The organism is Pseudomonas sp. Mn2068 (assembly GCF_049319725.1).
GTDB lineage: Bacteria > Pseudomonadota > Gammaproteobacteria > Pseudomonadales > Pseudomonadaceae > Aquipseudomonas > Aquipseudomonas gingeri.
This window is the reverse complement of sequence record NZ_JBMOUG010000006.1, coordinates 71,994-91,295: the sequence shown is the minus strand read 5'-3', so window position 1 is coordinate 91,295 and position 19,302 is coordinate 71,994. Positions and strand designations below refer to the sequence as shown.

General features: G+C 62.4%; 15 protein-coding genes and 2 tRNA genes. 15 read left to right on the top strand and 2 right to left on the bottom strand.

Going from position 1 to position 19,302, the window contains the following annotated elements; all coding sequences use genetic code 11:
• From ACL9RJ_RS15555 to ACL9RJ_RS15510, 10 genes are all read left to right on the top strand, one after another.
• A complete protein-coding gene (locus ACL9RJ_RS15555) occupies nucleotides 1-1,440 on the top strand; it encodes an N-acetylmuramoyl-L-alanine amidase (RefSeq protein ID WP_209436720.1) in 1,440 nt (479 codons plus the stop codon).
• Nucleotides 1,441-1,451: 11 nt separating this feature from the next.
• Nucleotides 1,452-3,356 carry a DNA mismatch repair endonuclease MutL gene (gene mutL / locus ACL9RJ_RS15550; RefSeq protein ID WP_177083813.1) on the top strand — a complete coding sequence of 635 codons (1,905 nt, stop codon included), beginning with the start codon at nucleotides 1,452-1,454 and terminating at the stop codon, nucleotides 3,354-3,356.
• Complete coding sequence (gene miaA / locus ACL9RJ_RS15545) at nucleotides 3,356-4,351, top strand: tRNA (adenosine(37)-N6)-dimethylallyltransferase MiaA (protein ID WP_017125071.1); 996 nt, start codon at nucleotides 3,356-3,358, stop codon at nucleotides 4,349-4,351. The genes mutL and miaA overlap by 1 nt, the downstream gene beginning before the upstream one ends.
• A 93-nt stretch (nucleotides 4,352-4,444) precedes the next feature.
• Nucleotides 4,445-4,705 carry an RNA chaperone Hfq gene (hfq, locus tag ACL9RJ_RS15540; protein ID WP_017125070.1) on the top strand — a complete coding sequence of 87 codons (261 nt, stop codon included), beginning with the start codon at nucleotides 4,445-4,447 and terminating at the stop codon, nucleotides 4,703-4,705.
• Between the two features lie 12 nt (nucleotides 4,706-4,717).
• Complete coding sequence (gene hflX / locus ACL9RJ_RS15535) at nucleotides 4,718-6,019, top strand: ribosome rescue GTPase HflX (RefSeq protein WP_422765444.1); 1,302 nt, start codon at nucleotides 4,718-4,720, stop codon at nucleotides 6,017-6,019.
• A 96-nt stretch (nucleotides 6,020-6,115) separates the two neighbouring features.
• Nucleotides 6,116-7,285, top strand: coding sequence for an FtsH protease activity modulator HflK (gene hflK, locus ACL9RJ_RS15530; protein WP_017125068.1), 1,170 nt, complete (start codon nucleotides 6,116-6,118; stop codon nucleotides 7,283-7,285).
• The gene (gene hflC, locus ACL9RJ_RS15525) at nucleotides 7,285-8,154 is read left to right on the top strand and encodes a protease modulator HflC (protein WP_017125067.1); all 870 of its coding nucleotides are present in this window, start codon (nucleotides 7,285-7,287) and stop codon (nucleotides 8,152-8,154) included. Before hflK ends, hflC begins: the two co-directional genes overlap by 1 nt.
• Nucleotides 8,155-8,454: 300 nt before the next feature.
• Nucleotides 8,455-9,642: an ATP phosphoribosyltransferase regulatory subunit gene (locus ACL9RJ_RS15520; protein ID WP_017125066.1), complete on the top strand. Its 1,188-nt coding sequence runs from the start codon at nucleotides 8,455-8,457 to the stop codon at nucleotides 9,640-9,642.
• Between the two features lie 54 nt (nucleotides 9,643-9,696).
• Complete coding sequence (locus ACL9RJ_RS15515) at nucleotides 9,697-10,989, top strand: adenylosuccinate synthase (RefSeq protein WP_422765443.1); 1,293 nt, start codon at nucleotides 9,697-9,699, stop codon at nucleotides 10,987-10,989.
• A gap of 140 nt (nucleotides 10,990-11,129) precedes the next feature.
• Nucleotides 11,130-13,064 (top strand): methyl-accepting chemotaxis protein, encoded by a 1,935-nt coding sequence (locus ACL9RJ_RS15510; RefSeq protein ID WP_042934896.1) that lies wholly within the window; start codon nucleotides 11,130-11,132, stop codon nucleotides 13,062-13,064.
• A gap of 220 nt (nucleotides 13,065-13,284) precedes the next feature.
• Here ACL9RJ_RS15510 and ACL9RJ_RS15505 read toward each other — a convergent pair.
• Both ACL9RJ_RS15505 and ACL9RJ_RS15500 read right to left on the bottom strand, forming a co-directional pair.
• Nucleotides 13,285-13,371: transfer RNA gene (locus tag ACL9RJ_RS15505), tRNA-Leu, on the bottom strand.
• Between the two features lie 298 nt (nucleotides 13,372-13,669).
• Nucleotides 13,670-13,756: transfer RNA gene (locus ACL9RJ_RS15500), tRNA-Leu, on the bottom strand.
• Between the two features lie 224 nt (nucleotides 13,757-13,980).
• Between ACL9RJ_RS15500 and rnr the strand changes: the two genes are divergently transcribed.
• The 5 genes from rnr (at nucleotide 13,981) to ACL9RJ_RS15475 (ending at nucleotide 19,287) form a co-directional block, all read left to right on the top strand.
• On the top strand, nucleotides 13,981-16,587 hold the full coding sequence (gene rnr, locus ACL9RJ_RS15495; protein WP_017125063.1) for a ribonuclease R: 2,607 nt from the start codon (nucleotides 13,981-13,983) through the stop codon (nucleotides 16,585-16,587).
• The gene (gene rlmB, locus ACL9RJ_RS15490) at nucleotides 16,584-17,345 is read left to right on the top strand and encodes a 23S rRNA (guanosine(2251)-2'-O)-methyltransferase RlmB (protein ID WP_103033099.1); all 762 of its coding nucleotides are present in this window, start codon (nucleotides 16,584-16,586) and stop codon (nucleotides 17,343-17,345) included. The genes rnr and rlmB overlap by 4 nt, the downstream gene beginning before the upstream one ends.
• Before the next feature lie 333 nt (nucleotides 17,346-17,678).
• Complete coding sequence (rpsF, locus tag ACL9RJ_RS15485) at nucleotides 17,679-18,101, top strand: 30S ribosomal protein S6 (RefSeq protein WP_008035342.1); 423 nt, start codon at nucleotides 17,679-17,681, stop codon at nucleotides 18,099-18,101.
• A gap of 28 nt (nucleotides 18,102-18,129) precedes the next feature.
• Nucleotides 18,130-18,360 (top strand): 30S ribosomal protein S18, encoded by a 231-nt coding sequence (gene rpsR, locus ACL9RJ_RS15480; protein ID WP_002551829.1) that lies wholly within the window; start codon nucleotides 18,130-18,132, stop codon nucleotides 18,358-18,360.
• A 36-nt stretch (nucleotides 18,361-18,396) separates the two neighbouring features.
• The gene (locus tag ACL9RJ_RS15475; RefSeq protein WP_017125060.1) at nucleotides 18,397-19,287 is read left to right on the top strand and encodes a hypothetical protein; all 891 of its coding nucleotides are present in this window, start codon (nucleotides 18,397-18,399) and stop codon (nucleotides 19,285-19,287) included.
• Nucleotides 19,288-19,302 lie beyond the last annotated feature (15 nt).

Sequence of the window (19,302 nt, the reverse complement as noted above, 5' to 3'; positions counted from 1 at the left end):
ATGGGGTTTGGTATGCGCATTCGCGCGCTGGTTGCTGTCGTAGGACTGTTACTTACGGCACTGGCCGTCGACGCCGTAGCGGCGACACAGGTCAAGAGTGTTCGACTGTGGCGAGCCCCGGATAACACACGACTGGTGTTCGACCTGTCTGGCACCGTCCAGCACAGTGTCTTCACGCTGACCGCACCCGATCGCCTGGTGATCGACATCAATGGCGCGACCCTGGCTGGCCCGCTGAACGTGCCGACGGCCAATACGCCAATCACCAGCGTCCGCGCCGCCCAGCGCACGCCGACCGACCTGCGGGTGGTGGTCGACCTGAAAAAAGCCGTGACCCCGAAAAGCTTCACCCTGGCGCCGAACGCCCAGTACGGCAATCGCCTGGTGGTCGACCTGTTCGACAACCCGGCCGATGCCGCGCCGACGCCGACGCCCGCGTCCAATCCGGCGCCCAGCGTGGCGACGCTGCCGGCGGTGCCGGTGACACCGACGGAACCGGCCATCAAGCTGCCGCCGGCCCCGGCCGGCAAGCGTGACATCATCGTGGTGATCGACGCCGGTCATGGCGGCGAAGACCCGGGTGCGTCCGGCTCCCGTGGCCAGCACGAGAAGGACGTGGTGCTGTCGATCGCCCGTGAACTGCAACGCCAGGTCAATGGCCAGAAGGGCTATCGCGCCGAGCTGACCCGTACCGGCGACTACTTCATTCCCCTGCGCGGACGTACCGAGATCGCCCGCAAGAAAGGCGCCGACCTGTTCGTCTCGATCCACGCGGACGCCGCACCATCCGCCGCGGCGTTCGGTGCCTCGGTATTCGCCCTGTCCGATCGTGGCGCGACGTCCGAGACCGCGCGCTGGCTGGCGGACAGTGAAAACCGTTCCGACCTGATCGGCGGTGCCGGCAACGTCAGCCTCGACGACAAGGACAAGATGCTCGCCGGCGTCCTGCTCGACCTGTCCATGACCGCCTCGCTGACGTCCAGCCTGAACGTCGGCCAGAAGGTCCTGAGCAACATCGGCCGGGTGACGCCGCTGCACAAGCAGCGTGTGGAGCAAGCCGGGTTCATGGTGCTGAAGTCGCCGGATATCCCGTCGATCCTGGTCGAGACAGGCTTTATCTCCAACTCCAACGAGGCCTCCAAGCTGGCCTCCGCGAACCATCAGCAGGCCCTGGCGCGTTCCATCAGTGCCGGTATCCGCCAGTTCTTCCAGCAGAACCCGCCACCGGGGACCTACATTGCCTGGCTGCGCGATTCTGGCAAGATTGCCCAGGGCCCGCGTGACCACCGCGTGGCGCCGGGCGAGACCCTGGCCATGCTCGCCGTGCGCTACCAGGTCTCGGCGGCGACCTTGCGCAGTGCCAACAACCTGAGCAGCGACGAGTTGAAGGTGGGACAGAACCTGACCATTCCTGGTGCTGAACTGGCGGCCAAACAATGAGCGATGCAATCCTGAACGAACGAGCCCGTATCGAGCTGCTCAGCCCGCGTCTGGCGAACCAGATTGCCGCCGGCGAGGTGGTCGAGCGCCCGGCCTCGGTGATCAAGGAGTTGCTGGAAAACAGCCTGGACTCCGGTGCCAGGCGTATCGATGTGGACGTCGAGCAGGCCGGGGTCAAGCTGTTGCGGGTGCGCGACGATGGCAGCGGCATTTCCGCCGATGACCTGCCGCTGGCCCTGGCGCGCCATGCCACCAGCAAGATTCGCGACCTGGAAGACCTTGAGCGGGTGATGAGCCTCGGTTTCCGGGGCGAGGCCCTGGCGTCCATCAGTTCCGTGGCGCGCCTGACCCTGACCTCGCGGACCCGCGACGCCGATCAAGCCTGGCAGGTGGAAACCGAAGGCCGCGACATGGATGCCCGGGTGCAGCCGGCGGCCCATCCGGTGGGCACCTCGGTGGAAGTGCGCGACCTGTTTTTCAATACGCCGGCGCGTCGCAAGTTCCTCAAGGCCGAGAAGACCGAATTCGACCACCTGCAGGAAGTGATCAAGCGCCTGGCCCTGGCCCGCTTCGATGTGGCCTTTCACCTGCGCCATAACGGCAAGAGCATTCTCAGCCTGCACGAGGCCCATGACGACGCGGCCCGCGCCCGGCGTGTGGCGGCGGTCTGCGGTTCGGGTTTCCTCGAGCAGGCGCTGCCGATCGAGGTCGAGCGCAATGGTCTGCACCTGTGGGGCTGGGTCGGCCTGCCGACTTTCTCCCGCAGCCAGGCGGACCTGCAGTATTTCTATGTGAACGGCCGCGCGGTCCGCGACAAGCTGGTGGCCCATGCGGTGCGCCAGGCTTATCGCGATGTGCTGTTCAACGGCCGGCATCCGACCTTCGTGCTGTTTTTCGAGGTCGATCCTTCGGTGGTCGACGTCAACGTGCACCCGACCAAGCACGAAGTACGCTTCCGTGACGGGCGCATGGTCCACGATTTCCTCTATGGCACCCTGCACCGCGCCCTTGGCGACGTGCGTCCGGAAGACCAGTTGGCCGCGCCGGCCGCGGTGACCGGCATTGTTCGCCCGAGCGGGCTCGAAGCGGGCGAGTTCGGTCCCCAGGGCGAGATGCGCCTGGCCGCCAACCTGCTCGAACAGCCCCAGGCTCAGCCTTCGCCGTCGTTTGCCGCGACTGCCGGCTCGGGTTCCGGCGCCGGCTATCAGTATCAATACCGTCCGCAATCGACGCAGATGCCGCCGGCGGCAGAAGCGCAAAGCGCCTACCGCGAGTTCTTCGCGCCGTTGCCGGAGGCTGGCGTACCGAGCCTGCCCGAAGGCCAGGGCGACATTCCGCCGCTGGGTTATGCGCTGGCGCAGCTCAAGGGCATCTACATCCTCTCCGAGAACGCCCAGGGGCTGGTGCTGGTGGATATGCACGCCGCCCACGAGCGGATCATGTATGAGCGCCTGAAGATCGCCATGGCCAGCGAGGGCCTCAGCGGCCAGCCGCTGCTGGTGCCCGAGTCCCTGGCCGTCAGCCAGCGCGAGGCCGACTGCGCCGAGGAGCATGTCGCCTGGTTCCAGCGCCTGGGCTTCGAATTGCAGCGCCTGGGTCCGGAAACCCTGGCCATCCGACAGATTCCGGCCCTGCTCAAGCAGGCTGAAGCCAACCGGCTGGTGCAGGATGTCCTGGCGGACCTGATGGAGTACGGCACCAGTGACCGTATCCAGGCACACCTGAACGAATTGCTCGGCACCATGGCCTGCCACGGTGCGATTCGCGCCAACCGGCGCCTGGCACTGCCGGAAATGAACGGCCTGCTGCGGGACATGGAAAACACCGAGCGCAGTGGCCAGTGCAACCACGGTCGTCCGACCTGGACCCAACTGGGCCTGGACGACCTGGACAAACTTTTCCTGCGCGGTCGCTGATGACGGGTTCCCGACTTTTGAAACAGACGGCATTACCCCCGGCGATTTTCCTCATGGGCCCGACGGCGGCCGGCAAGACCGACCTGGCCATCGAGCTGACCAGGGTCCTGCCCTGCGAGCTGATCAGTGTCGACTCTGCCCTGGTTTACCGGGACATGGACATCGGTACCGCCAAGCCTTCGAAAGAGCTGTTGGCACAGTTTCCGCATCGGTTGATCGATATTCTCGATCCCGCGCAGAGCTATTCGGCCGCGCAATTCCGCGCCGATGCGCTGGCAGCCATGGCCGAGATCACCGCACGGGGAAAAATTCCCCTGCTGGTCGGTGGTACGATGCTCTATTACAAGGCTTTGCTCGACGGCCTGGCGGAGATGCCGGCGGCTGATCCGCAGGTTCGCGCGGAAATTGAAGAAGAGGCTGCACGCCTTGGCTGGCAAGCCCTGCACGACCAGTTGGCAAGTATCGATCCGGAATCGGCGGCGCGCATTCATCCCAATGACCCGCAGCGATTGAGCCGGGCGCTGGAAGTCTATCGGGTCAGCGGGTCGAGCATGACAGCCCATCGACAGCGACAATCTGCGCAAAGTATTGACGCAGCCGCTTCGGGACGGCCGCAATTACCCTATACTGTGGCGAACCTGGCCATTGCTCCGGCGAACCGCCAGGTCCTGCATGACCGAATTGCACAAAGATTCACACAAATGTTGGAACAGGGATTCATTGACGAGGTCGTAGCCCTGCGTAGGAGAGGTGACTTGCATGTCGGGTTGCCGTCTATACGTGCTGTAGGCTACAGACAAGTCTGGGATCATCTGGATGGCAAGCTGACGTCAGCCGAAATGCAGGAGCGGGGCATCATCGCCACGCGCCAATTGGCGAAGCGCCAGTTCACCTGGTTACGCGGCTGGGCTGATTTACACTGGCTGGACAGCCTGGATTGCGACAATCTGCCACGCGCCTTGAAATACCTTGGGACGATCTCCATATTGGGCTGAGTCCCTGCAATTGCCGTCTATCCTTGGGGGAGTGGCGGCATAAGCCACCTGTTTATTCATTTTTTATTATTGATCCTTAAAGGAGTGCGGCACATGTCAAAAGGGCATTCGCTACAAGACCCTTACTTGAATACCTTGCGTAAAGAGAAGGTTGGGGTTTCCATCTATCTGGTCAACGGGATCAAACTGCAAGGCACGATCGAATCCTTCGACCAGTTCGTGATCCTGCTGAAGAACACCGTCAGCCAGATGGTCTACAAGCACGCTATCTCGACAGTGGTACCGGTTCGTGCAATTCGTCTGCCTAGCGCAACCGAATCCGAACAGGGTGACGCTGAGCCAGGTAACGCCTGATAGGAGTCTCCTTTGTTCTTTGAGCGCCACGGTGGTGGTGAGCGGGCGATTCTCGTTCACTTGGAAGGTCAGGACCCTGAGGCGCGCGAAGATCCGCAGGAGTTTCAGGAGTTGGCACTATCGGCAGGTGCCGAGACCGTCGCGTTTTTCAACGTGCCGCGTCATCGGCCAACCGCCAAGTATCTGATTGGCACTGGCAAGGTCGAGGAACTTCGCGACCTGGTCAAGGCCGAGCAGGTCGAAATCGTGATTTTCAATCACATCCTCACGCCCAGTCAGGAACGTAACCTCGAACGTGTCTTCGAGTGTCGCGTGCTTGATCGCACGGGCCTTATTCTCGATATTTTCGCCCAGCGCGCACGTACCCATGAAGGCAAGCTCCAGGTCGAACTGGCCCAGCTTGAGCACATGAGCACGCGTCTGGTACGCGGCTGGACTCACCTTGAGCGCCAGGGCGGCGGCATCGGCATGCGCGGCCCGGGTGAAACCCAGCTGGAAACCGACCGGCGCCTGTTGCGGGTACGCCTGCGGCAGATCAAGGGCCGGCTGGAAAAGGTCCGCAGCCAGCGCGAGCAATCCCGTCGCGGGCGCAAGCGCGCCGATATCCCCACCGTGTCACTGGTGGGCTACACCAACGCCGGCAAGTCGACCCTGTTCAATGCGGTCACCGAGTCCGACGTGTATGCCGCCGACCAGTTGTTCGCCACCCTCGACCCAACCTTGCGCCGTCTCGACCTGGATGACCTCGGGCCGATCGTGCTGGCCGACACCGTGGGTTTTATCCGGCACCTGCCGCACAAGCTGGTCGAGGCTTTCCGGGCTACGCTCGAAGAGTCGAGCAACTCCGACCTGCTGCTCCATGTGATCGATGCCGCAGAGCCGGACCGGATGCTGCAGATCGAGCAGGTGATGGTGGTGCTGGGCGAGATCGGGGCCCAGGACTTGCCGATCCTCGAGGTGTATAACAAACTCGATCTGCTTGAGGGCGTCGAGCCGCAGATCCAGCGCGACGAGGACGGCAAGCCGCAGCGGGTCTGGCTTTCAGCCCGGGGCGGAGTCGGCCTGGAGCTGCTCGGGCAGGCGATCGCCGAGTTGCTGGGCAACGATTTGTTCGTCGGCACCTTGCGCTTGCCACAGCGTTTTGCTCGACTGCGTGCACAGTTTTTCGAGTTGGGTGCGGTTCAGAAAGAAGAACATGACGAAGAAGGCACCTGTCTGCTGTCGGTTCGTTTGCCCAGGGCCGAACTCAATCGAGTGGTCTCGCGCGAAGGGATGAAGCCGCCGGAGTTCATCGAACAACACACTTTGCAATAAAAGCCTGACAAAGCGGTTGTGCCGCTGTAGCAGGCATTCTGTAGCATTGGTCGGCGCGCCGTGGGTGCGTCTTTGCTTTATCAGATGGAGAGCGCTATGGCTTGGAATGAGCCGGGTGGCAACTCGAACAATCAGGATCCTTGGGGTGGCAAGCGTCGTAACAACGGCGACCGCAAGGGGCCACCGGATCTTGACGAGGCCTTCCGCAAGCTGCAGGAAAGCCTTAACGGGTTGTTCGGTGGCGGAAAGAAACGCAGTGACGACGGTGGTGGATCGAGCGGCAAGGGCGGTGGTTTCGGCCTGCTGGGCATCGGTCTCGTCGTGCTGGCGGCTGTCTGGCTGTACAGCGCGGTCTATGTCGTGGACGAGCAGGAGCAGGCCGTGGTGCTGCGCTTCGGCAAGTACTACGAGACTGTCGGCCCGGGCCTGAATATCTATTTCCCGCCGATCGACAAGAAGTACATGGAAAACGTCACGCGTGAGCGTGCCTACACCAAGCAGGGGCAGATGCTGACCGAAGACGAGAACATCGTCGAAGTGCCGCTGACCGTGCAGTACAAGATCACCAACCTGCAGGACTTCGTGCTGAACGTCGACCAGCCGGAAATCAGCCTGCAACAGGCCACCGACAGTGCCCTGCGCCACGTGGTGGGTTCCACCGCGATGGACCAGGTACTGACCGAAGGTCGTGAGCTGATGGCCAGCGAAATCAAGGAGCGCCTGCAGCGGTTCCTCGATACCTATCGTACCGGCATCACCGTGACCCAGGTGAACGTGCAGAGCGCCGCGGCGCCCCGTGAAGTCCAGGAAGCGTTCGATGACGTGATCCGTGCCCGTGAAGACGAGCAGCGGTCGCGCAACCAGGCCGAGGGTTATGCCAACGGCGTGGTACCGGAAGCCCGTGGTCAGGCCCAGCGTATCCTCGAGGATGCCAACGGCTACCGTGACGAAGTGATCTCCCGCGCCAAGGGTGAGGCAGACCGCTTTACCAAGTTGGTCGCCGAGTACCGCAAGGCACCTGAAGTCACCCGCCAGCGTCTGTACCTGGACACCATGCAGGAAGTCTTCAGCAACACCAGCAAGGTGCTCGTGACCGGCAACAAGAACGGCCAGAGCAACCTGCTCTACCTGCCGTTGGACAAGATGATCCAGAACAGTTCGGGCGGTAATTCGCCAGTAACCGGTTCGGCCGCAGCCTCCGGCAACACGGATGTCGTGCCGCATATCACTGACCTGCCGCAAACGCGCACAAGGGAGAGCCGCTGATGAGCAATAAATCGCTGATCGCCCTGATCGTTGGCGTCGTCGTGGTCCTGGCCGGCTGGAACTGCTTCTACATCGTGTCGCAGACCGAGCGGGCCGTACTGCTGCAATTCGGTCGCGTGGTCCAGGCGGATGTCCAGCCCGGTCTTCACGTGAAGGTCCCCTACGTCAACCAGGTGCGCAAGTTCGACGCCCGCCTGATGACCCTGGATGCCCCGACCCAGCGCTTCCTGACGCTGGAAAAGAAAGCCGTGATGGTCGATGCCTACGCCAAGTGGCGGGTCAAGGATGCCGAGCGTTTCTACACCGCGACTTCCGGTCTCAAGCAGATCGCTGACGAACGCCTCTCGCGCCGCCTGGAATCGGGCCTGCGTGACCAGTTCGGCAAGCGCACCCTGCATGAAGTGGTGTCCGGTGAACGTGATGCGCTGATGGCGGATATCACCTCCTCGCTGAACAAGATGGCCGAGAAAGAGCTGGGGATCGAAGTGATCGATGTCCGGGTCAAGGCCATCGACCTGCCGAAGGAAGTGAACCGCAGCGTGTTCGAGCGCATGAGCACCGAGCGTGAGCGTGAGGCTCGCGAGCACCGCGCCAAGGGTAACGAGCTGGCCGAAGGCATTCGTGCCGACGCCGATCGTCAGCGCCGCGTGCTGCTGGCCGAAGCCTATCGCCAGTCCGAAGAGGCTCGCGGTGACGGTGATGCCCAGGCCGCTGCCATCTATTCCAAGGCCTACGGCCAGGACCAGGAGTTCTATGCGTTCTATCGCAGCCTGCGCGCCTACCGCGAAAGCTTTGCGAACAAGAGCGACGTGCTGGTTCTGGACCCGAGCAGTGACTTCTTCCATTACCTGGAAAAAGCCAAGCCCTGATCTACAGCGCATCAACACACCCGCCCGGCGGCTAAAACGCCTGGCGGGGTGATCCTTTCGGAAAACGTGTGTATGATGCGGCAGCCGGGAAATTCCCGGCTTTTTTGCGTCTGCATGGTTGATTAGCCGGCAGGCTGGCAAAACCGAGTTGATCGACTCGACAGGTTTTTCGAGGAAAGTGGTAGGCGAAGCCGGTTTTCGGCTGTTCGTCGCGTCGTTCTTGCGCGCGCGTTAACCATTTTCTGCTTCACTCAAGGCTCGCCTGTGGGCTTGCCGCCCGGATCATAGGGGAAAGGCGTAATGGCAACGGTAGACCGCTGGCTCCTGCCAGATGGCATCGAAGAAGTACTTCCGCCTGAAGCGGCGCGCATCGAAGTGGCGCGCCGCCAGGTGTTGGATCTGTTCCAGAGCTGGGGCTATGAGTTCGTTGTCACCCCGCATATCGAGTACCTGGAGTCCTTGCTGACCGGTGCGGGCCAGGACCTGGACCTGCGTACCTTCAAGGTGATCGACCCGCAGTCGGGCCGGCAGATGGGTTTCCGCGCCGATATCACGCCGCAGGTGGCGCGCATCGACGCCCATACCCTGCGTCGCGAAGGTCCGAGCCGCCTGTGCTACGCCGGCAGCGTGCTGCATGCGCAGCCGCGGGCCCTGTCGTCCTCGCGCAGCCCGATCCAGTTGGGCGCCGAGCTGTACGGCGATGCCAGTCCGAGCAGCGACGTCGAAGTCATCAGCCTGATGCTGGCGATGCTGCAACTGGCCGACGTACCGGATGTCCACATGGATCTCGGGCATGTCGGTATCTATCGTGGCCTGGCCCGTGCGGCCGGGCTGTCCGGCGAAGTGGAACAACAGTTGTTCGATGCCCTGCAGCGCAAGGCCATCGACGAAGTGATCGACCTGACCGAAGGCCTGCCGGCCGAACTCGCGGCGATGCTGCGCGCTCTGGTCGACCTGTGTGGCGGTCGTGAAGTGCTGGCGGCCGCGCGCGTGCGCCTGGCGGGGGCTCCGGCACCGGTCACGGCGGCGCTGGACGACCTGCTGGCGATTGCCGAGCGGCTGTCGGTGCGTTTCCCTGACCTGCCGTTGTACTTCGACCTGGGTGAGTTGCGCGGTTACCACTACCACACCGGTGTGGTGTTCGCGGTGTTTGTCCCGGGTGTCGGCCAGGCCATCGCCCAGGGCGGTCGTTACGACGATATCGGCGCGGACTTCGGTCGCGCGCGCCCGGCGACGGGTTTTTCCACCGATTTGAAAACCCTGGTGACCCTGGGGCGTGCTGAGATCGAGCTACCGTCTGGCGGTATCTGGATGCCTGACAGCGCGGATGCGGCACTCTGGCAGCAAGTCTGCCGGTTGCGCAGTGAGGGTCAGCGTGTCGTCCAGGCCTTGCCTGGGCAGCCATTGGCCGCCGCCCGTGAAGCGGACTGCGACCGGCAATTGATTCTGCAGAACGGGCTTTGGCAAGTATTGCCGCTGGCTTCTTGAGTTTTCCCGCCGGCGGCTGCCGGCACCAAGTTTGCGCGAATGAGGACAAGTGTTATGGGTAAGAATGTCGTAGTCCTGGGCACCCAGTGGGGTGATGAGGGCAAAGGCAAGATCGTTGATCTGCTGACCGAACATGCTGCCGCCGTAGTGCGCTACCAGGGTGGTCACAACGCGGGTCACACCCTGGTGATCGACGGCGAGAAAACCGTCTTGCACCTGATCCCCTCGGGCGTGCTGCGCGAAGGCGTGCTGTGCCTGATCGGCAATGGCGTGGTGGTTGCACCGGATGCCCTGCTGCGGGAAATCACCAAGCTGGAAGAGAAAGGCGTACCGGTGCGCGAGCGCCTGCGTATCAGCCCGTCCTGCCCGCTGATCCTGTCCTATCACGTGGCGCTGGACCAGGCCCGTGAGAAGGCCCGTGGCGAGCTGAAGATCGGTACCACCGGTCGTGGCATCGGCCCGGCGTACGAAGACAAGGTGGCCCGTCGCGGCCTGCGTATCGGTGATCTGTTCCACCGCGAGCGTTTTGCCGCGAAGCTGGGCGAGTTGCTGGACTACCACAACTTCGTGCTGGTCAATTACTACAAAGAGCCGGCCATCGACTTCCAGAAGACACTCGACGAGTGCATGGAATACGCCGAGCTGCTCAAGCCGATGATGCTCGACGTCACCGCCGAACTGCACAACCTGCGTCGTGCCGGCAAGGACATCATGTTCGAAGGCGCCCAGGGTTCGCTGCTGGACATCGACCACGGTACCTACCCGTACGTCACCAGCTCCAACACCACCGCGGGCGGTATCGCCACCGGTTCGGGCGTTGGTCCGATGTACCTGGACTACATCCTGGGCATCACCAAGGCCTACACCACGCGCGTCGGTTCGGGCCCGTTCCCGACCGAACTGTTCGATGACGTCGGCGCCTTTCTGGCCAAGCGTGGCCACGAGTTCGGTGCGACCACCGGTCGTGCCCGTCGTTGCGGCTGGTTCGATGCGGTCATCCTGCGTCGCGCCATCGACGTCAACAGCATCTCGGGCCTGTGCCTGACCAAGCTGGACGTACTGGACGGTCTTGAAACCATCAATATCTGCGTGGGTTACAAGAACGAGAACGGTGCGGTCATCGACGCGCCGACCGATGCCGACAGCTATATCGGCCTGGAGCCGGTGTACGAGCAGATGCCAGGCTGGAGCGAGTCGACCCTGGGTGCCAAGACCCTGGAAGAGTTGCCGGCGGCTGCCCGTGCCTACATCAAGCGCATCGAAGAGCTGGTCGGCGCGCCGATCGACATTATTTCGACAGGTCCGGATCGCAACGAAACCATCGTTCTGCGTCATCCTTTCGCCTGATAAGTCGTTGATGTAGATCACAAAGGGTCCCTTATGGGACCCTTTGTCGTTTATGTCTGTTGTGCGGCACGGCCCTTGCTGTGATTATCTTCTAAAAAGTGTGCCATCAAATTAATGGCGCCAAAGTGGAGGAGTCTCCAGTGTCGGCCGTTCTCTCACTGTTACAAAGCCGTTTACTGCGGCCTGTGTTCGTTACGCTCGGTATCGCCCTTTTGGTGCAAGTGCTGGTAGCGGTCGCCCTGACCCGAAGCACCGTCACTGCCCTCGAGGCCGATCTTGGCAGTCGCCTGGGTGTCGATAGCCAGAAACTCTCCGGCGAGCTGGAGCAGGCTGGCAAGGAAGTGACGTCGAGCCTCGACAATCTTTCTTCCAGCACGCGTCAGCGCCTGACCAGCGGTTTGTCCTCGCGATTGAAGGGTGAGCAGGTTCAACTGCGCGCCACGCTGGAGAAGGATCTGCAGGATTCCGCCAACGATATGGCGCAATTGCTCGCCTCCGTCGCTCCCCGGGCGATGTGGGACAGCGACGTGCCGACCCTGTCCGAATTCGCCCGCCGCGCCCAGCGCAATCCGAACGTGTTGTTCGTGGTCTACGACGACGCCAATGGCGAGCACCTGACCCGCTACCTGAACCGGGAAAACCCGATCAACAAGGCCCTGCTGGAAAAGGGCCAGGGCGAGCGGGCGCTGGACAAGGTGCTGAACGCGGCGAAAAACGACCCGTCGGTCTACTACCTCGAGGCGTCGATCAATCCCAATGGCGTGGAAATCGGCAAGGTCCTGATGGGGGTCTCGACGGCCTCGGTCGAAACCGACCTGAAAGCCCTGGACCAGCGTTTCTCGGCCCTGATTGCCAGCAGCGACAAGCTGGTGGGTGACAGCTTGCAGGGGGCCGCGGCCGACAGTTCGACGGCCATGCGCGCGCGCCTGCAGTCGGCACAGTCGACGGCTGCGCAAATGCAGGTGAACACCACCGGTACGGTACAGGATGCGGCACAGACCCTGCGCTGGCGCATCGGCCTGGGCCTGGCGCTGGTCGGCCTTGGCGTGCTGCTGTTGCTGGCGGTGGTGCTGGGGCGGCGAGTGGTGAGCAAACTGCATCTGCTGATCGCGGCGCTCAATGACCTGGCGGCGGGCGAGGGCGACCTGACCAAGCGGGTCCAGCTCAGCAGCAATGATGAAATCGGCGACATGGCCTCGGCGGTCAATCGTTTTGTCGACAAGCTGCAGCCTATCGTCCGTGAGGCGGGGGATGTGGCCCAGCGTACCGGTGTCGAGATCGGTGCCATGAGTCTGCGCAACGCCGGTGCCGACAAGGCGGCCGAGTTGCAGCGCGATGAGGTGGAGCAGAGCCTGCGGGCGCTGGAGCGCATGGCGGATGAGGCGCAGTCGGAGAGCCAGGCGATGCAGGCGGCCCTCAAGCAGGTGATCGATATTCGCCAGGCCACTGATGAAAATACCCGGACCTCTGCCCAGGTCGGCGGTCTGATCGAGGCCCTGGCGGTGCAGGTCGATACCGGTTCCAAGGTGATCGAGCGGCTGGCCCAGCAGAGCGAGCAGATCGAAGTGGTGCTGACGGTGATCCACGGGATTGCCGAACAGACCAACCTGCTGGCGTTGAATGCGGCCATCGAGGCGGCGCGGGCGGGTGAAACCGGTCGTGGGTTTGCCGTGGTGGCGGATGAGGTGCGGGCGCTGGCTAGCAAGACCCAGAGCTCCACCGGAGATATCCAGGCGCATATCGGCGCCTTGCAGCAGGGGGCCCGCGAGGCCGTGGCGGCCATCGGCCAGGCCGGGCGGCAGGCGAACGAAGGGTTGGCGGTGCTGCGCAACAGCGTGAAGTTGCAGCAGACGGTTCAGGCCTCGGTGGAGCAGGTGCATGCGGCCATCGGCCTGGCGACCCAGGCGGCGGCGCAGCAGGCCGAAGGCGCGCATGCGGTGCGTGGACGGGTCGAGGTGATTCATGCCCAGGCCGAGCGCGCGGCACAGGCGGTGGTGGAAACCACGGCCAGCGGCAAGGTGCTCGACAGCCTGGCGGCGCAGCTCAAGGCGAGTCTGGGGCAGTTCCGGGCCTGATCGGGCGGAGTGGTGGGGGGGGCGTCCCGTTACTCGGATTCTTGTAGGGGGCGGCTTGCCGGCGATGGCGTCGGCAAGATCGATGCAAGGCTTGCCGGCCTTATCGCCGGCAAGCCGGCTCCCGCAGGGACTGGTGTGTTCAAGGATTGCGAAAGTCAGAAACGCAAAAACCCGCTTTCGCGGGTTTTTGGAGGACTCCAGAATCTCTGAAGTCTTGAATTGGTGCCCAGAAGAAGACTCGAACTTCCACGACCTTGCGGTCACCAGCACCTGAAGCTGGCGTGTCTACCAATTTCACCATCTGGGCAGCATCTTCAGCGTTGCCGCTGTTGATGTGGCGAACTATACGGAGGCTGTTTTGATCTGTAAACCCCTGTTTTGCTTTTAATAAATCAAATATCGGGCGCAAGGGGGGAGGGTGTCTTGATGGGGGCCGGCTTGTCGGTGATGACGTCTGCAAGATTGATGGGCGACTTGCTGGTCTCATCGCCGGCAAGCCGGCTCCCACAGGGGAATTGGCGTGTTCAAGGGTTGCGGAAGCCAGAAACGCAAAAACCCGCTTTCGCGGGTTTTTGGAGGACTCCAGAATCTCTGAAGTCTTGAATTGGTGCCCAGAAGAAGACTCGAACTTCCACGACCTTGCGGTCACCAGCACCTGAAGCTGGCGTGTCTACCAATTTCACCATCTGGGCAGCATCGATAACGTCTCCGTCGTCGATGGCGCGCACTATACGGAGGCTCTCTTGTACTGTAAACCCCTGTGATCGAAAAAGTGAAAAAAATATCGCGAATGGTCTGTAGCGGCGCCTGAAGCCGCCGACAAAAGGGTTTTCGGGTGTCATCCGTGCCTGAAATTTCCCGTTTCAATACGCGTATGCCAAACTAACCCGCATATAGACAAGGTGAAATTTATCTAATGGCCGATTGGCAGTCCCTCGATCCCGAGGCCGCTCGTGAAGCGGAAAAATACGAAAACCCTATTCCTAGCCGTGAGCTGATCCTGGCGCACCTTTCCGAGCGCGGGTCGCCGGCGAGTCGCGAGCAGTTGGTGGAAGAGTTTGGTCTGACCACCGAAGACCAGCTGGAGGCCCTGCGCCGCCGCCTTCGCGCCATGGAGCGCGATGCCCAGCTGATTTACACCCGCCGCGGCACCTACGCGCCGGTGGACAAGCTTGACCTGATCCTCGGCCGCATCGCCGGCCATCGTGACGGTTTCGGCTTCCTGATCCCGGACGACGGCAGCGACGACCTGTTCATGAGCCCGGCGCAGATGCGCCTGGTGTTCGATGGCGACCGTGCCCTGGCACGGGTTTCCGGCCTGGACCGGCGTGGTCGGCGTGAAGGGGTGATCGTCGAAGTGGTGTCCCGTGCCCACGAGACCATCGTCGGCCGTTACTTCGAGGAAGGCGGTATCGGTTTTGTCGTGGCCGACAATCCGAAGATCCAGCAGGAAGTGCTGGTCACGCCGGGCCGCAATGCCGATGCCCGCGTCGGGCAGTTCGTTGAAGTGAAGATCACCCACTGGCCGACACCGCGCTTCCAGCCCCAGGGCGACGTGGTCGAAGTCGTGGGCAACTACATGGCGCCGGGCATGGAAATCGATGTTGCCCTGCGCACCTACGATATTCCCCATGTCTGGCCTGAGGCCGTGCTCAAGGAGGCCAGCAAGCTCAAGCCGGTCGTCGAGGAGAAGGACAAGGAGAAGCGGGTCGACCTGCGCCATCTGCCGTTCGTCACCATCGACGGCGAAGATGCCCGCGACTTCGACGACGCGGTCTACTGCGAAGCGATCCCGGGCAAGCTGCGGCTGTTTTCCGGTGGCTGGAAGCTGTACGTGGCGATTGCCGACGTTTCCAGCTACGTGAAGATCGGCTCGGCACTGGATGCCGAAGCCCAGGTGCGCGGCAACTCGGTGTATTTCCCGGAGCGCGTGGTACCGATGCTGCCGGAAGAGTTGTCCAACGGCCTGTGCTCGCTGAATCCGCATGTCGATCGCCTGGCCATGGTCTGTGAAATGACCATGTCGAAAAAGGGCGAGATGACCGACTACGTGTTCTACGAAGCGGTGATCCACTCCCATGCCCGTCTGACCTACAACAAGGTCAGCTCGATCCTGGAGCAGCCGAAGACCACCGAGGCGAAGAAGCTGCGCGGCGAGTACTCGGAAGTGATCCCGGACCTCAAGCAGCTGTACGCCTTGTACAAGGTGCTGCTGGCGGCCCGTCATACCCGTGGCGCGATCGATTTCGAAACCCAGGAAACCCGGATCATCTTCGGCTCCGAGCGCAAGATCGCCGAAATCCGTCCGACCACCCGCAACGACGCCCACAAGCTGATCGAGGAATGCATGCTGGCGGCCAACGTGGCCACCGCCGAATTCCTCAAGAAGCACGAAATTCCGGCCCTGTACCGGGTGCACGACGGTCCGCCGCCAGAGCGCCTGGAGAAACTGCGGGCGTTCCTCGGTGAGTTGGGCCTGTCCCTGCACAAGGGCAAGGAGGGGCCGTCGCCGAAGGATTACCAGGCCTTGCTGGCCAGCATCCAGAGCCGTCCGGACTTCCACCTGATCCAGACCGTGATGCTGCGTTCCTTGAGCCAGGCGGTGTACAGCGCCGACAACCAGGGCCACTTCGGCCTGAATTACGAGGCCTATACCCACTTCACCTCGCCGATCCGCCGTTACCCGGACCTGCTGACGCACCGTGCGATCCGCAGCGTCATCCACTCGAAGCAGGACACCCCGCACGTACGGCGTGCCGGCGCGATGACCATTCCGAAGGCGCGGATCTATCCGTATGACGAGGCGATCCTCGAGCAATTGGGCGAACAGTGCTCGATGAGCGAGCGGCGTGCCGACGAAGCCACCCGCGACGTGGTGAACTGGCTCAAGTGCGAGTTCATGAAGGATCGCGTGGGCGAGTCGTTCCCGGGCGTGGTCACCGCGGTGACCGGTTTCGGCCTGTTCGTCGAACTGACCGATATCTACGTCGAGGGCCTGGTGCACGTCACCGCCTTGCCGGGCGACTACTACCACTTCGACCCTGTGCATCACCGCCTGGCGGGCGAGCGCACCGGACGCAGCTTCCGCCTCGGCGACACGGTGGAAGTGAAGGTCATGCGCGTCGACCTCGACGAGCGCAAGATCGACTTCGAGATGGCCGAGAAGACCCTCAGCGCACCGATCGGTCGCAAGAAGCGTGGTGCTGAAGGCAGTGCGCCGGCGGCCGTTGAAAAAGCCGCCGAGCCGGTCAAGACCGGGCGTCGCACCACTGCCGAGAAGAAGTCGAGCGAGGCCTACCGTCCAAGCGATGCCGCCGCGAAAAACGCTGAAGTGCGCAAGAGCCGCGAAATGAAGCAGGCACTGCTGGCCGAGGCGAAAAACGGTGGCAAGGCCAAGGCCGATGGCAAGCCGGGTCGCGGCGCGGCCCCGGAAAAGCCGAGCAAGCATCGTAAAGGTCCGCCCAAGGCGGGCACCGGTCCCGCGAAAAGCGGCGGGGCGCGCAAACCCAAGGCCAAGTCATGAGTCAGTTGGAAAAAATCTACGGCGTGCATGCCGTGGAGGCGTTGTTGCGTCATCACCCCAAGCGGGTCAAGCAGATCTGGCTGGCTGAAGGCCGCAGCGATCCGCGGGTCCAGGGCCTGTTGCAGCTGGCCGGCGAAAACAAGGTCTCCGTCGGCCAGGCCGAGCGTCGCGAAATGGATGCCTGGGTCGAAGGCGTGCACCAGGGTGTGGTGGCGGAAGTCAGCCCCAGCCAGGTCTGGGGCGAAGCCATGCTCGACGAGCTGCTCGATCGCACCGAGGGCGCACCGCTGATCCTGGTGCTCGATGGCGTGACCGACCCGCACAACCTCGGTGCCTGTCTGCGTACCGCCGATGCGGCGGGTGCGCTGGCGGTGGTGGTGCCGAAGGACAAGTCCGCGACCCTGACGCCTGCCGTGCGCAAGGTCGCCTGTGGCGCCGCGGAAGTGATTCCGCTGGTGGCCGTGACCAACCTGGCGCGTACCCTGGAAAAGCTCCAGCAGCGCGGCCTGTGGGTGGTTGGTACCGCCGGCGAAGCCGAGCAGGAGCTGTACCAGCAGGACCTGACCGGCCCGACGATCCTGATCATGGGCGCCGAAGGCAAGGGCATGCGTCGCCTGACCCGCGAGCACTGCGACTACTTGGTGAAACTGCCGATGGCTGGCAGCGTCAGCAGCCTGAACGTCTCCGTGGCCACCGGTGTGTGCCTGTTCGAAGCGCTGCGCCAGCGCAGCGTCAAGGCTTCCAGCAAAAAAGCCTGACGACCGCAAAACCCTTGTGAGAGCTGGCTTGCCAGCGATGATGGCCGCACAGTCACCGCAGGGCTTGCCGGCCTCATCGCCGGCAAGCCGGCTCCCACAGTGATCGCATTCACCTCGGTTGTGATGCAAGGGGCAAGTCGGCGGTGCTTGTTGCGCCGGGCTGTTCAAATAATCACCAATTGTCTTGCGCCCCTCGCCCCCCTTCTCTACAATTGCGCCCCTTGCCGTGATGGCTGGCGCATTTGTGCCTACTCGAAGGCAAGACACACCAGTGTCATTCACTCCTTGTCTGACCGCTTTTGAGCGGCAGGCTACAACCCGTAAGGAGCATTCATGCGTCATTACGAAATTATCTTTTTGGTCCACCCGGATCAAAGCGAGCAAGTCGGCGGCATGGTTGAGCGTTACACCAAGCTGATCGAAGAAGACGGCGGCAAAATCCACCGTCTGGAAGATTGGGGCCGTCGTCAACTGGCCTACGCAATCAACAATGTTCACAAGGCTCACTACGTGATGCTGAACGTTGAGTGCACCGGCAAGGCCCTGGCCGAGCTGGAAGACAACTTCCGCTACAACGATGCTGTGATCCGTAACCTGGTCATCCGTCGCGAAGAAGCCGTCACCGGCCAATCCGAGATGCTCAAGGCTGAAGAAAACCGCAGTGAGCGCCGTGAGCGTCGCGACCGTCCTGAGCACTCCGACGCCGAAGGCGTTGATGGTGATGACAGCGACAACAGCGATAACGCTGACGAGTAATCCACGGACCTTTTGAGGAGCCAATTACATGGCACGTTTCTTCCGTCGTCGTAAATTCTGCCGCTTCACCGCTGAAGACGTGAAAGAGATCGATTACAAAGATCTCAACACCCTGAAAGCCTACGTATCCGAAACCGGCAAAATCGTTCCAAGCCGTATCACCGGTACCAAAGCTCGTTATCAGCGTCAGCTGGCCACCGCTATCAAGCGCGCCCGCTTCCTGGCCCTGCTGGCCTACACCGACAGCCACGGCCGCTGAGACCGGGCAGTCGACAAGTAGTAAGGGATTGAATGCATGCGCGCCTTAGCTGACTTCATCATGCGGGGACGCGTGCAGGCCACGCTGGTTGTGGCCGGATCTGCGGCATTGCCGCTGTTGTTCTGGTTGAGTGCCGCCGCCGGATGCCTCGTGCTCCTGCGGCGTGGTTCGGACGCCTTGAGCGTCCTGGGTATCGGGTTGCTGTCGGTGTTGTTGAGCTGGCATTTCCTGAAAGACCCGACGGCCCTTCTGGTGCTGTTCGGGGCTTGCAGCCTGGCGCTGGTTCTGCGCGCCGGGCATACCTGGAACCGCGTGCTGCTGTGCAGCATGGCCGTGGGGTTGTTGTGTGCGGTGAGCCTGGGAACGCTGTTCAGTTCCTTCATCGAGTCACTGGCGCAGACGTTCGAACACGTCCTGCCGCTGGCGATGGGTGAGGTCTACGAGAAACTCTCGGCAGACCAGAAGGCGTTTCTCACTGCCCTGACCGTTCCGCTGATGATCATTTCGACAGCGATTTCGTTGCAGGTCTTTAGCGTGCTGTGCCTGATTCTTGGGCGCTATTGGCAGGCGTTGTTGTATAACCCCGGTGGTTTCGGTCGCGAGTTTCGCGCCATCCGACTGCCGAAGAACGTGGCGCTGTCGCTGCTGGCCGTCATGTGTGTGGCTCCGTTTTTCGGGCTGCATGCACTGATCCTGTTGCCGTTGTGCGGCGTACCGCTGGTCTTCGCCGGTCTGGCCCTGATTCACGGGCTGGTGGCGCAGAAGCGACTGGCCGGTTTCTGGCTGGTGGGGATATACGTGACGTTGTTGCCTTTCATGCACTTGCTCGGTCCGTTGCTCGTGGTTCTGGCCATTGTCGACAGCCTGATTGATTTTCGCGGTCGTCTCGCGTCGAAAGACGCCGATAACGCGAACGGTGAAGGTTAAAAGTTAAGAGGATTT